The sequence below is a fragment of the Spirosoma fluviale genome (genome assembly GCF_900230225.1).
GTDB lineage: Bacteria > Bacteroidota > Bacteroidia > Cytophagales > Spirosomataceae > Spirosoma > Spirosoma fluviale.
The window spans coordinates 700,072-713,980 of record NZ_OCNH01000001.1 but is presented as its reverse complement, the minus strand read 5'-3'; the positions used below and the strand labels follow the sequence as shown (position 1 = coordinate 713,980).

10 protein-coding genes and 1 pseudogene are annotated in these 13,909 nt (G+C 49.8%); 8 read left to right on the top strand and 3 right to left on the bottom strand.

The genetic code is table 11. The features are described 5' to 3' along the window. Window positions 1-84: 84 nt before the first annotated feature. Window positions 85-1,494: a hypothetical protein gene (locus CRO74_RS02990; RefSeq protein ID WP_097124501.1), complete on the top strand. Its 1,410-nt coding sequence runs from the start codon at window positions 85-87 to the stop codon at window positions 1,492-1,494. A 74-nt stretch (window positions 1,495-1,568) separates the two neighbouring features. Beyond that, window positions 1,569-2,357 carry a queuosine precursor transporter gene (locus tag CRO74_RS02985; protein WP_097124500.1) on the top strand — a complete coding sequence of 263 codons (789 nt, stop codon included), beginning with the start codon at window positions 1,569-1,571 and terminating at the stop codon, window positions 2,355-2,357. 550 nt (window positions 2,358-2,907) lie between these two features. On the opposite strand, the pseudogene CRO74_RS32340 reads toward CRO74_RS02985, so the two are convergent. Together CRO74_RS32340 and CRO74_RS02975 are read right to left on the bottom strand one after the other, a co-directional pair. Continuing rightward, a pseudogene (locus CRO74_RS32340) lies at window positions 2,908-4,017 on the bottom strand (cytochrome-c peroxidase); the annotation flags it as partial. Window positions 4,018-4,275: 258 nt separating this feature from the next. Further along, window positions 4,276-5,025 (bottom strand): TrmH family RNA methyltransferase, encoded by a 750-nt coding sequence (locus CRO74_RS02975; protein ID WP_097124498.1) that lies wholly within the window; start codon window positions 5,023-5,025, stop codon window positions 4,276-4,278. Between CRO74_RS02975 and tamL the strand changes: the two genes are divergently transcribed. The 6 genes from tamL to secG all read left to right on the top strand — a co-directional run bounded on the left by tamL (window position 5,024) and on the right by secG (window position 12,952). Further along, window positions 5,024-7,678, top strand: coding sequence for a translocation and assembly module lipoprotein TamL (gene tamL, locus CRO74_RS02970; RefSeq protein WP_097124497.1), 2,655 nt, complete (start codon window positions 5,024-5,026; stop codon window positions 7,676-7,678). The genes CRO74_RS02975 and tamL overlap by 2 nt on opposite strands. A 235-nt stretch (window positions 7,679-7,913) precedes the next feature. Beyond that, window positions 7,914-9,428: a MiaB/RimO family radical SAM methylthiotransferase gene (locus CRO74_RS02965; RefSeq protein ID WP_097124496.1), complete on the top strand. Its 1,515-nt coding sequence runs from the start codon at window positions 7,914-7,916 to the stop codon at window positions 9,426-9,428. A 139-nt stretch (window positions 9,429-9,567) separates the two neighbouring features. Further along, window positions 9,568-10,950: a sigma-54 interaction domain-containing protein gene (locus tag CRO74_RS02960; protein ID WP_097124495.1), complete on the top strand. Its 1,383-nt coding sequence runs from the start codon at window positions 9,568-9,570 to the stop codon at window positions 10,948-10,950. A gap of 52 nt (window positions 10,951-11,002) precedes the next feature. Further along, window positions 11,003-11,500: an LPS assembly lipoprotein LptE gene (gene lptE, locus CRO74_RS02955; RefSeq protein WP_097124494.1), complete on the top strand. Its 498-nt coding sequence runs from the start codon at window positions 11,003-11,005 to the stop codon at window positions 11,498-11,500. A 118-nt stretch (window positions 11,501-11,618) separates the two neighbouring features. Beyond that, window positions 11,619-12,473, top strand: a complete 855-nt coding sequence (locus CRO74_RS02950) for a DUF8458 domain-containing protein (RefSeq protein WP_097124493.1) — start codon at window positions 11,619-11,621, stop codon at window positions 12,471-12,473. A 74-nt stretch (window positions 12,474-12,547) separates the two neighbouring features. Next, complete coding sequence (secG, locus tag CRO74_RS02945) at window positions 12,548-12,952, top strand: preprotein translocase subunit SecG (RefSeq protein ID WP_097124492.1); 405 nt, start codon at window positions 12,548-12,550, stop codon at window positions 12,950-12,952. Window positions 12,953-13,022: 70 nt separating this feature from the next. Here the strand turns inward: secG and CRO74_RS02940 are convergent, their stop codons facing one another. Continuing rightward, entirely contained in the window at window positions 13,023-13,730 is a 708-nt protein-coding gene (locus CRO74_RS02940; RefSeq protein WP_097124491.1) for a hypothetical protein, read from the bottom strand. Window positions 13,731-13,909 lie beyond the last annotated feature (179 nt).

The window sequence follows — 13,909 nt, the reverse complement described above, 5'->3', positions numbered from 1 at the left end:
TTGGTAGAGCAAGCTTCTGGAAAGTTACTTTCTCTGCGACTTAGCCCCTGTATTTCCGAAAATTATTAACGGCTTCACTGCACTTTGCTACGCTTCTTCAAATCATATTTCCCGTATCAGTACGTCAGTCTGCTGGGTTTATTGTTGCTCATTCGGCTGCCTTTGCTATTACATCCCTTTCCGCTGCTGATTCCTGAACTCAACTGGATGCTCGTTGGCGAGCAAATGAGTCAGGGAAATTTATTATATCGGGACATCTGGGATAGCATAAGTCCATTATCGGCGCTAGTCTACTGGGGTATCAACAGCGTCGTTGGCCGGTCGTCGCTGGTGCTTCATGCAGCCGCAACGCTGGTATCCGTATTCCAAATTGTTTACTTTAACTACCTGACTAACAACCGGGACGTGTATCCGGACCGATCTTTTTGGCCGGGTCTGATCTACATGTTGTTCATGCATCTGTCCTTCGATTGCCTCACGCTTTCGCCGGTCCTGATGTCCACGAGTTTTTTGCTACTGGCCTTTGGTACACTCATCCGGCAAATGGAACGACGGGGTGCCACCGATGAAGTGTTCGAAGTAGGGTTCTATATTGGCATTGCGGCCCTGTTCTACCTGCCTTCGGCGCTGTTCATTTTATGGGCCATTCTCTCACTACTATTCTACACGGGTGCCACTTTTCGGCAATACTCTTTATCGTTGTTCGGCTTTCTGTTTCCTTTTGCGGCCACGGTCCTGTTTTATTACCTGAGCGATAGCCTCGATGATTTCAACCGAAATTTGCTGTCGTCCGTGTTTCGGGTCCGGCAGTATTCACTGTCTGATTTCAAGTCGCTGATCGCTTCTCTGTTCATACCGCTCGGGTTAGGAGTACTGGGTTTTCTGAGCCTCTTCAACCGGTCAGGGCGCTACGTAAATTTCCAGCAGCGGGTACAGCAAATCATGGCGATCTGGTTTCTTTTTGCTTTTCTAACCATTGGTTTGATGCCTTTTTTAGCTCCGATGGTCTTTCTAAGCTTTGTGCCGCCAATGGCCTATTTTGCCTTTTTCTACTTTGAAAATATCCGGAAAGTCTGGCTAGCCGAAATCACCTTTCTGATTGCTTTTTCGCTAATGTTGCTGCTGTTCTATCAGGGTTCGCTGGGGCTCATCCCCGGTTCTGACCTGGGTCGGCTGAGCAGTTTACAGGTCCAACCCTCCCCCTTACCCAACAATATCACCAATAAACGCGTGCTGATCATTGGTGAAGACCTGAGCGCTTATCGCCAAAACAGGCTGGCTACGCCTTATTTAAACTGGGATTTAGCGAAGTATGACCTTAAAAATCTGGACAACTATGAATCCGTCATCAACGTATTTGATCATTTCCGGCAAGACCCGCCCGATTACATTATAGATCGCGAAGATGTGGTAGAAAAGTTATTTCAGCGTGCCCCGGCCTTGTCTCTCCAGTACGAAAAAACGGCTACGCCCGGGATATACAAGCGTAAATAAGACCTGAATTACGAAGTGCGGTTGCCGACGCTCGAAAAAAATCGTAAATCGTACTTCCTAACTCGTACATATCTATGGCTGCGTCTTTTACCAATAAGCGTACAAATCTATATATCTTTTTAAGTGCGGTATTTCTGACGAATGCATTAATCGCCGAAATCATCGGCGTTAAAATTTTTTCGGCCGAGACCTTAGTTGGCACCAGGCCTGCCCAGATTCACCTCTTCGGTGATTTCATCCTGGACTTTAACCTTACCGCCGGGGCGGTCATTTGGCCGTTTGTGTTCATCACCTCCGATATTATCAACGAATATTATGGGAAAGCGGGCGTTCGACGAATTTCATTTCTGACGGCCGGTTTCGTTGCCTATAGTTTTTTGATCATCTACGCCGTTACAACGCTGCCACCAGCCCAGTTCTGGCTCGACGTGAATGCGAAAGACAGCGCCGGAAATGCAATCAACATCAACAATGCCTTCCAGATGATTTTCCGGCAGGGACTCGGGATCATTATTGGGTCGCTTACGGCTTTCCTGATCGGGCAGATTCTGGATGTGTACGTATTCCATTCGCTCCGCAAGATTACGGGCAGTCGCCAAATCTGGCTCCGCGCTACCGGTTCAACGCTCGTTTCGCAACTGGTCGACTCGTTTGTGGTGCTTGGAATCGCGTTTTACGTGTTCGGAAACTGGTCCCTCACGCAGGTTCTGGCGGTGGGCATTATCAATTACATCTACAAAGCCACAACGGCCGTTCTGCTAACACCTTTACTGTATGTAGCCCATTATTTCATTGACAAATACCTGGGTAAAGAACACGCGGAGGAACTGGCCAACGAATCGGCCATGAGTTCGTTTATGTAAGCCGTCAGTATCGACCACCGGGCTTTCGCCAGTTCAGCTTTGTTTGTTGATCCATCAGCGGCAACTCATGCGGACGTTGCGTTAGGCCCGTTGTATCGGTTAAGGCGTTCAAAAAAGCGACAACGGCTTTTTGCTCTACCGAGGTCAGGTTAAGCGGTGCGTCGGGCAATGTCTGTCCGTCGAGCGGGATACCAATGCCCCGGCCACCACCCCGGTTGTAAAAATCAACGACCTGCTCCAGTGTCTTATAAACGCCATTATGCATGTACGGTGCCGTTAAGGCTACGTTACGAACGGTGGGCGTTTTGAAGGCAAAGCGGTGAAGGTTTTTCTGATACGTACCGAACTTCCCGATATCCGCATCGAGCCGGGCGTTGCGGGTTTTAGGCGAACGGGGAACGCCAATAATTTCGCTTTCTGTTTTTTCGTAATGTGGGGGTACGAAGCCGTTAAAAATGGGAAAGAAGTGACAGGTTGCGCAGCGCGCTTTTCCCAGAAAAAGATTGAACCCCAGCATTTCCTCCGCCGACAGCGCCACCGAATCTCCCCGCAGGTAACGGTCCGGACGTGCGTTTAGTCCGGTAAGGCTGCGTATGTAAGCGGCCAGTGCATTCCGGACGGCCGGGGCGGTTAGCCCATTCGGGAAAGCTTCAGCAAACATCTTCCGATACGTTGCACTTGACGACAGCTTGGCAACTACCTCGTGGGGCGATGTTCGCATTTCATGGGCATTGCTCAGCACATCGTGCGCCTGATCTTCCAGGTAGAGCGCACGGGAATCGTAAAATTGTGCGTTTTGCAGACCGGCATTGATGAGTGTTGGGGCATTCCGGAGCACCTGTTTTCGGCCTTTGAACGAACGGCTTCGGACTCGTCCGTCCGTAAATGCCCGCTCAGGCTGGTGGCATGAGGCACAACTGCGGGCGTTGTTCCCGGATAAAATTGGGTCGAAAAACAAGAGTCTGCCCAACGCGACTTTTTGAGGAGTGCTAACAAACTCGCCAAAATTGATCAGGTAATCCGGCCGGAATACCCCGGTATCGGAAAGCGTAGCTACGGTTGATGACAAAAAGTGATTACGCCCCCCCGCAGGAATATTCAGGATTTGACGCGCCTGTTTCAACGCCCGGCAGAGCGGATACAATTGTTGCCGAATGAACGACACCCTATCGAACGTTTCAAAGTTTTTTGACCTTTCCAACACCCCAATGGCCTCCCGCCAGCGGTTGGCTAGTTGAACCGCTATTTCTGGCGGCAGTTGTGCGGCATAGGGGCGAAAGGCGTTTTGCACTGCCTGCAAGCTTGCAGCGGCTTCTGCTAAACCCGTTTTTGCTTCCGGAGCATCGTAACCACTGATACCCAGGGCAATAATTCGGAACAGTTGCTGTTGAATAGACGTCAGTATATCAGCATCACCTAGCTTGCCTTCGGGAATACCTTGTTCGAGACGGGTTGAATAGGTCAGTAAAACGGTCAATTCCCGGGTGAGTTCAGCTTTCCGGGTGGGGTTGTAATCCGGGAACAAGAACGTTTCGACAACTTGTAGTCCCGATGGCAGGATTGGCACCTGCCCCGGCTCATTTCCCTCTACTTCTACCACCGGCGGGCCGTTGATATGACTTGCCAGAAACGGCTGGTAATAGTCCAGCAACCACTCCATCTGCTTGTACGCTAACCGACTTCGCCTGAAAGCAGCCCTGAGCGAATCGTCCGGCGCATTTGTCGAAACATAGACGGTCAGCTGTTCTACCTGCTGACGGAATCGGCTATTATCGATCAAAAACTGCTGATAAACGGCTACCCCGTCGCTGTTGGGTGTGTTCTGTTTAGGCAGAAAAGCCAGCAGAATCACCACACCAATAAACAAACGAAGTAGTCGATACATAGTAACGAATTGTAGTAGAGAAATTGGAACGCGCTATGGCTTCAGCACTCTGCGCCAATTATCCAGCAGCACGGCCGTAGCAATACCAACATTAAGTGATTCGGCATCGCCAAAGCGCGGGATTGTTACACGCTGGCTAACAAACGTACCTACTTCCGGCCGAATCCCATTCGACTCATTCCCCATTACCAGATAGCCCGAAACGCTAAACCCAAGCGAATGCACGTCATCGCCGTCCAGAAAAGCCCCGTATACCGCACTAGTGGCCTGTGCGAGCACCTGAGTAATGTCGCCGTACCACCAGTTGACTCGGGTAAAGGAGCCTTTGCTGGCCGAAATAACTTTGGGGTTATAGACATCGGCCGTAGTTTCGGAACACAAAATCTTACGCACGCCGTACCAGTCGGCAATACGCAGAATGGTACCGAGGTTGCCGGGGTCACGAACATCATCTAAAATCAGGGCAATCTCGTTGGGACCAGCCAATAACGGACGGTTTTCTTTCGTTCTGACCACTGCGAGCGCGGCATTGTTACTTTCGAGAGTTCCGGCTCGTTCCAGTTCGGCCACTGACGCAATTTCGATCGGCGTTCGTTGGTGGTCTGTCAGGTGTGCGTTTTCTTTGTAGAATCCTTCGGTCGCTACAACCAGTTCCGTTTGGAAATCGGATTGCAGAACTTCCTGAACGCTTTTGGCTCCTTCAACCAGAAATGCGCCATGCTGCTGCCGGTACTTTTTCTGGTGCAGTGACTGAATATACTTAAGTTGATTTTTAGAAAGCATGAGAAAAATGTATGATGTAGGCTATAAGGTATATGACTGGTTGGCGGGCAATGCATCCTATACCTTACATCATACATCGCGGATAAGCTTACTTTTGCTGGTTATTTCTTTGTCGGGCTGCCTGAGTTCCAGCCAGCTGCGCAAAAATGGGTACATACTTACATCGCATAGTGTGCGGGGCAATAAAGCGATTCCGGATGAGGACCTGATCAGTCTGGTTCCCCAAAAACCGAATCGGCGCTTACTTGGACTACCCATCACAACCCAGTTATGGTTTTACCAACTGGGTGCCCGCCGGTATAACCGCGAAGAGGCCATCCGTGAATTGCAAGCCAAAACTAATGAATTTGAACAGCAAAGCCAGCTAATAGCCGATCAGCCGAGGGAGCTCAAAAAACTCAACCGACGGTATGGCCGTCAATTGAAGCGCCTTCGTCAGAATGCAGAAGAAGGCAACTGGGTCATGCGTAACCTTGGGGAGCCACCCTCCTATTTTACCGAAAAAGACGCGCAGGCAAACGCCGTTAAGATGCGAAAATACCTTTCTGATAAGGGTTTTTTCAATGCAAAAACGGGCTATGAACTCGATACGCTGCGCCGTAGCCAAATCAGAGTAAACTACCTCATTGATGAGAATGCGGCCTTTTACCTTCGTAACATCGTTTACGAAATTGCCGATCCGCGCGTCGATTCCATTGTTCGGCAATCGTTCGATAAATCCCGGCTCCACACCGGCGACCGGTTCGACTTCGACAACATGTCGGGGGAGAAAGTACGCATCGAGACACTGCTCCGCGATCAGGGCTATTACGCTTTTTCCCGGCAATATATCCGGGCTACGGATGTCGACACCGTCCGACGGGGCAATGACCGACGGTTCTTCAACGGCCTCGAACCCGGCGATTCCCTACGGCGTAATGTTGACGTGGTCCTCCAGATTGTGAACCCGCCGGGACAAGCGGCCCACCCTATTTACCACATTGGGGACGTTGAAGTGCGGATCAGCCCGGATGAAACACAACCAGCCGTTGCCAGCAGTGCTCTGGATACTACCAGACGGGACGGCATTACGTATTTATTAGGTGGCCGTGATATTTCGACCCGATTATTAAGCTCGAAGGTTCTCCTGCGGCCGGGTCAGCTGTATAATCAAACCAATTACCGGGATACCCAGCGGCAGTTATTTCTGCTGAATCAGTTCAAGTTTGTCAACCTCAACTTTACCGATACCACCAATCGACGGCTGCGAACGCTTATTACGGCCACTCCGCTGGACAAATACGAAGCGACGGCGGAAGGAGGTGTTACGGTTCTTTATCAGGGTCAGGGCGGCTATCCGGGTGGATTTGGCAGTCTGATTTTCCGAGTTCGAAATCTGTTTGGCGGACTGGAAACTTTTGAAACAACCGTTCGCTTTGGCATTGAAGCACAAACGGGTTTTCTGACCAGTGCCACCACTAACCAGATTGTCTATAACTCACAGGAGCTGGGTGTTATCAGCTCCGTCACCTTCCCACAGGTCCTCTTTCCGGGACGGGCGCGATTTTTTTTCAGTCGTGCCACCCCCCGTACGCAGGTCAGCTTAAGCTATAATAACACCTTACGACCAGATTTCCGGCGGTCACTGCTACGCGCCACCATGGCTTATAACTGGCAACCCAGTCCGGTTAAGCAGTTTAGTTTTTTTATTGCGGATGTTAACCTCATCAATGCCAATTTCGACACAAAGCTGGGACCTCTTTTTGAACAGCAACTAGACTCACTGGGCAAACTGGGGAATACAATCGGTCTGAGTTTCAGACGATCTTTCGCATCAGGAATCAGCTTTGCCTATACTTACAACACCAATACCGTTGGCCAGAACAAGCGGGCCAATTTCCTCCGTACAGTAGTGGAGTCAGGTGGAACGACGCTTAACTTGTTTAGAAATTACCAGTTACGCGAGTTCTTCAAAACGACGGACACCAGCGGTTTGCAGTATTATAAGTACATCCGGGTCAGCGCCGATTTCAGACACTACGTCCCACTTAATGCGCATACCACACTGGCTTTCCGGCTGAACTCTGGTCTGGTATACAGTTATGGATCTAACCGGACGGCTCCTTACGAGAAGCTATTTTTTGCGGGTGGCAGCAACAGTCTTCGCGCCTGGTTACCACGTCGCCTGGGTCCCGGTGCCGATTACCCGCAACCGTCGGCATCAGACCCCACTCAACCGGCCATCAAGTCCGGAACCGATCAATTTTTATACACCTTCGAGAAACCCGGCGATATGCTGATCGAAGGATCGGCGGAGTTACGGGGACGCCTGTTCCGGCTCGGTTTTGCGGATATAAACGGGGCGGCTTTTATTGATTTCGGCAATGTATGGCGTTTGCCGTATAGCAATGCAAATAGTAGGGGCGTCTTCAGGTTCGATTCGTTCATCCCCCAAATTGCCGTTGGTACAGGCGTGGGACTGCGTTTTGATTTCTCGTTTTTCATCATCCGCTTCGATGGGGGTATCAAAGTCTGGGACCCGGCCCGCCAATACATAGACGGCGACAAAGGCCCGGTTGACAAGCGGTTTCTGCTTCGCGAATTTTCTCTCGGCAAGCTCTCCAGCGGTCCTAACCCTCTGATTATAAATTTCGGCATCGGTTACCCCTTTTGATTGGCTATTGGTTATCCGTTATCCGTAAAAGGTGCATTTATTAATAAATAACTCAATAACCATCAACGAATAACCAATAACCAACCTTAAGGTATTTTAACGGGCAAATCCTGCCAAAATGACAGCGTTATCGGGGCTTTCTTCGTAATTTTGCAAAAAAAGTCGTCAGTCGATAGTCAATAGCCGCAATCCAGGGCTTTTTGCTAATCGACCAGCGCCTATCGATTATCTAATTATGACGCTCATACCCGAACTAACCATACTGCAACCTGACGATAAGGAGCACATCGACTTACCACGCACCCTGGAAGACGAGTTAGCGGTTGGCAAAAAACGACTGTATATTGAAAGCTACGGTTGTCAGATGAACTTTGCCGACAGCGAAATCGTCGCAGCCGTAATGCGGAATGCTGGTTATGCCACAACCTCGTCGGCCGCCGATGCGGATGTGATTTTTCTGAACACCTGTGCCATCCGCGACAATGCTGAACAGAAAGTCCGGCACCGGCTCAAGCACCTCACCGGGCTGAAACGGCAGAAGCCGGAGCTTCTGGTCGGGATGCTTGGTTGCATGGCCGAGCGGCTGAAAACAAAGCTACTGGAAGAAGAAAAAGTGGTCGACATTGTGGCAGGTCCCGATGCTTACCGCGATATCCCGAAGCTGGTTGAAGAAGCCGAATCGGGGCAGAAAGCGGTAAACGTTTTTCTGTCTCGTGAAGAAACCTACGCCGACATTTCGCCAATACGCCTGAACTCCAACGGCGTAACGGCTTTCGTATCCATCATGCGGGGCTGCGACAACATGTGTAGTTTCTGCGTGGTGCCGTTCACACGCGGTCGCGAACGCAGCCGGGACCCCTTCAGTATTGTCCGCGAAGCGCAGGATCTTTTTGACCGAGGCTACCGCGAAGTGACGCTACTGGGGCAGAATGTGGATAGTTATAAGTGGAGTTCCGAAGTACTAGGAGCGAGGAGCGAGGAGTTAGGAGAAGAGCATGCGTCAGCAACTCCTCACTCCTCACTCCCGGAACGCCGGCCGCTCGCTCCTAATACTAACATTACCACCTTCGCTCTCCTGCTCGAAATGGTGGCTCAAATCCACCCCGACCTTCGGGTTCGCTTTTCGACCTCGCACCCAAAGGACATTACCGACGATGTGCTACATACCATGGCCCGGTACGCCAACATCTGTAACTACATCCACTTGCCCGCGCAGAGCGGAAATAGCCGGGTGCTGAAGTTGATGAACCGGACTTACGACCGCCCCTGGTACATCGGCAAAATTGACCGTATTCGGGAAATTCTGGGAGAAGACTGCGGTATCTCCACCGATATGATTTCGGGGTTCTGTACCGAAACCGAAGAAGAACACCAGGATTCATTGTCGCTCATGGATTATGTGCATTACGACTATGCGTACATGTTCGCTTATTCGGAACGGCCGGGTACACTGGCGGCAAAAAAGTACGCCGACGATATTCCGGAAGATGTAAAAAAGCGTCGTCTGAACGAGATCATCGCCCGGCAACTGAGCCATTCGGCAGAACGTAACCAACGGCATATCGGCCAGGTGCAGCGGGTATTGGTTGAAGGGACATCCAAACGCTCCGACGACTTCCTTTGTGGCCGGAATGACCAGAATAAGATGGTCGTTTTTCCCAAAGGAAACCACCAAAAAGGCCAGTATGTCAACGTATTGGTTACTGAGTGTACCTCAGCAACATTACGGGGTGAGGTCGTCAATGAATAATGGATAACTGATAATGAATAATGTACAAGGGATAATGAGTAACGAGTAGTACACCCTACTGTCGTACTACCTACCCTATTACCTGGTTTACACGCTTCATTATTCTTTATTCATTGTACATTATTCATTAGAGGTAGTTATGAATCAACAGGAAATTCAAAGCGTTAAACAACGCTTCGGTATAATTGGTAGCGCATCCGGACTCAACTACGCCATCAACGTAGCAATGCAGGTGTCGGCAACTGATCTGACCGTGCTCATCACGGGCGAAAGTGGTAGTGGTAAAGAATCGTTTTCAAAGATTATTCACAGCCTAAGCGCTCGTAAGCATGGTCAGTTCATTGCCATCAACTGCGGAGCCATTCCCGAAGGCACCATCGACTCAGAGCTGTTTGGCCATGAAAAAGGCTCCTTTACGGGCGCGGTAGATTCCCGAAAAGGCTATTTCGAAACGACCAATGGGGGTACTATTTTTCTTGACGAAATCGGTGAAATGCCCCTCGGCACCCAGGCCCGGCTCCTGCGCGTACTCGAAAATGGGGAGTTTATTCGGGTCGGTTCATCCAAAACCCAGAAAACGGACGTGCGGGTTGTGGCGGCTACAAACGTCAATTTGATGGAAGCCGTTGAGAAGGGTAAATTCCGGGAAGATCTGTATTATCGGCTCAACACAGTCCCCATTTTTGTGCCGCCCCTCCGCGAACGCGGCAACGACATCGAACTGCTGTTTCGAAAGTTTACGACCGATTTTGCCGAGCGTTACCGAATCAAGCCGCTTCAGCTTACGGAAGGTGCCAAGCAGGTGCTGATCAATTACCCATTTCCGGGAAACATCCGTCAGTTAAAGAATATTGCCGAACAGGTGTCTATCCTTGAGTCGGAGCAGAACAAGCCCATTGAAGCCGAAACTCTGTCGAGATACCTGCCTCAACCGCAGCAGAGCAACCGTACCTTAGCCCTGTTTCCGCAGGCAAATGGAAGCAGTGGAGCAGATAACTTCTCGGAGAGGGACCTTCTCTATAAAGTATTGTTCGATATGCGCCGGGATGTGAACGACCTCAAAAAACTCGTTCGGGATGTCCTGATGGGCAATGAACAGGATAGCGACCACATCCTGCACACGCACAAAGACCTGTTCGATTCTATTGCCCCCGATGGTGACAATCGCCCGCTGACCGACACCAACATCACGCGTCTGCTCCCGGCCGTCAATGGCACAACGCGAACGGATAACCCACCGCCCCGCAACGTGGTACCACCCTCAGAAACCTATGGCAACCACCCGCCCGTACAGATTTTTGACGATGTTGACGGCGACATTAACGACTTGACCGAGGTTGAAGATGTAACGCATGAAACAGAGGAAGACGATTCACTCTCGCTCGAACGCCAGGAGAAAGAAATGATTTTGAAAGCCCTTCGGCGCAATAACAATAAACGAAAATATGCCGCTCAGGCACTCGGTATCTCAGAACGCACGTTATACCGAAAAATCAAACAATATGAAATTGATGAGGAATAAGTCGAGAGGGAGGATTGATAAGTTAAGAGGGAAGAATAAAGTCATCGTACCGATGTTTTTTTTATTCTTCGTTCTCAACTCTTCACTCTTTATTTCCTCGTGTGGCGTCTATTCGTTCACGGGAACAACACTTTCACCCGATATAAAGACGGTTACGGTGAATAATTTTGTACTGGCTACGGCGGGTGGCCCAGCCAACTTGCCTCTAACGTTTAATGAAAAACTGAAAGAATATTACCAGCGCTACACTAGCCTAAAGGTTGTCCCAAACAACGGCGATATGGTACTGGAGGGCAACATTACGGGGTACGACCTGCTGGCGGTTGCGCCAACAGCCCAGGACCAGGCGGGTGTTAACCGACTACAGATCACAGTTTTGGCCCGTTTTTACAATAATAAAGACGAAAGCAAGAATTTTGAACAATCCTTTTCTTTCTATCAGGATTTCCCGCAGGGGCAAACATTGAGCCAAAACGAAAGCCGTTTGGTACCGAAAATTCTGGACCAGATTGTACTGGATATTTTCAATAAGACAGCAGCCGACTGGTAAAAAGTTACCAGTCACACGAACGATTTACGTGGTAAAGAAGTACTTTCGCATGGTTGTTCTCCGGCAAAGCCTGCGAAAGCAATTCATCCAATACAAATTGTAAATCGTAACTTAATTCGTGCTGCCACTCGACAAAGAAACATTTTCGTACTGGGTCACTCATCCCGATGACCTTGCTCCTACCGACTTCACTCAACTTCAGGAAAGTCTGGCCGTATACCCTTATTGCCAAACTTTACATACGTTGACCGCTAAAGCCGCGTCGATTCATCAGCGGGGACAGGCGGTTTCTTATGTGCGATTAGCGGCCGCCCACGCCTTGAGTCGCAATGCCCTCAGAAAGTTAATCGATAACGAATTTCAGTGGTCTGAAAACCTGCTGACCAAGTTGAATGAACTATCGGCCAAGCATGTTCCAATCCCCGACGATTACCAGCAGGAAAGTTATGCGCTCTTCAAATCGAGAGCGGGCTTAAGCAATGCCTTTCCCAGGTTGGCCCTCTTACGATTGCCTGGTCAGTATGATGGATCAGCGGCTAATGAACACAATGAACTTCCTCTCATAGTACCAACACCTGAAGACCCTACACTGGTCGAAACAAATTTGAAAAATGACCTTGAACAGATTGCAGAAGCGACACCCGGTCAACCCGCTCTCTCTGCAGCTGATATTGAACGCCAACGTCAACTTGATCTGATTGACAGCTTTATTAAGAAAGAACCTCGTATATCGCCGGTACGCGGCAAACCGGGGGAAGTACTTGAACAGGAAGATTTAACGAAGCGAAACAAACCCGTTTCGGGCAGCCTGGTTACCGAAAGTTTCGCCAAAATCCTTGAAAAACAAGGCAAAATCGACAAGGCTATCGAAATCTATAAGAAGCTGATAGTGAAAAACCCAGAAAAAACCGCGTACTTTGCGGCAAAAATCAGTGAATTAAAAAAGTCAGCAGAAGGCTCAACTGAGTCATAAATTAACTGCTGTCACCTAGTTTGTATTTACTCTTAACTGTTTAACGCACCGGCGACCCGGTGACAACCGAATTCATGGTAACGGCAACTATTGTCATCATTTGTATCCTCACCGTTCTTTTGATTCTTATTGTACTTATTCAGAACTCAAAAGGCGGAGGACTGGCCGGCGAATTTGGAGGCTTAGGCTCTAACCAACTCATGGGCGTGAAGAAAACCACCGATCTGCTTGAGCAGATTACGTGGGGTCTTGGCATCGGCGTTATGGTGCTGTCAATGGCATCGTACATCATGATTGACCGCAATCAGGCAACCGGCATCAACAGTGCGAACGTAGATCGGGCACAAACGCAGACCTTACCGGGTGCCGCTGCGCCAACCCCAGCACCCAGCGCAGCCAACGGGGCAGCTCCAAGTCAGGCGGCTCCAGGCGCTGCTACGCCAGGTGCATCCACTTCGGCCTTGACACCACAGAAGTAACGTTTGCCCAAAATTACTAAAACAAAAAGAGCCATACCCTTTCGGATATGGCTCTTTTTGTTTGGCGGCACTAGGCCACAGCCTGGGCCAATAGCTGCCGGGCAATGGGCAGTAAGGTTTCCTGTACAGGGTACGTTTTTTTGCTCTCCAGCCTAAACGTTGCCGGATTTGGCATATGCCGGTGACGACGAATCAAATCGAGCTTGATGTTCTCGAAGGTATTGACCAGACTTTTCCGGACAGCCTCCACAAAGCGCAGCTGAATCAACCGTCCACCGGGCTCCTGGTCCGAGTATAACGTCATACAGAAGTAGTAGACCTGCATCTCAGTCTGGTTACTGGCATGGAGAAAGAGATAACCTTCTTCCGGCCGCAGAGGGAGTAGCCCTACCGGCGCTAATGTCAGCGATTGGGCAATATCAGTCCATCGTTGCTGTCCCTCGGTCAGCATAGCCTGAAAACGGGGCAGCGCAAAATCCATAATTGCATCCATCTCTGCCATCAACGCAGAATCCGTTACCTCAGATTTGTATTCGATTCGGGGTGGTGGGCCAGTAACTCGGCTGACACGTTTGGGGAACGCGGCATTTAGCGTACCTTTGCCCCTCGAAAAACGAATGCCAGCGTCGTAGTGGCTGCGTAATTCGGGTAGGTCCGGCCAAAGTTTGTGTTCCACGAAGTTTTGCTGAACAGCCTGTAAGTATGCCAAGACGACATACCTCTGATATTCGGCATCGAGCCAATTTTGCGTAAACCAGTCGGGTTGTAATTTTTTCATAAACTGTAAAAATTCATTCTCAGGTGTATGCTTTCGTTAAACTAGCAATCAGGCGGCAAATTGCCAAATTCTATATGTTCAAATTCCGGAGGCAACCGAAGGAAATTTAGCTAAAGATAAGAATGGCAGTATGTCAGGCATAAACCTGAAAATTTGGCAGTTTACGGCATTGGCACAGT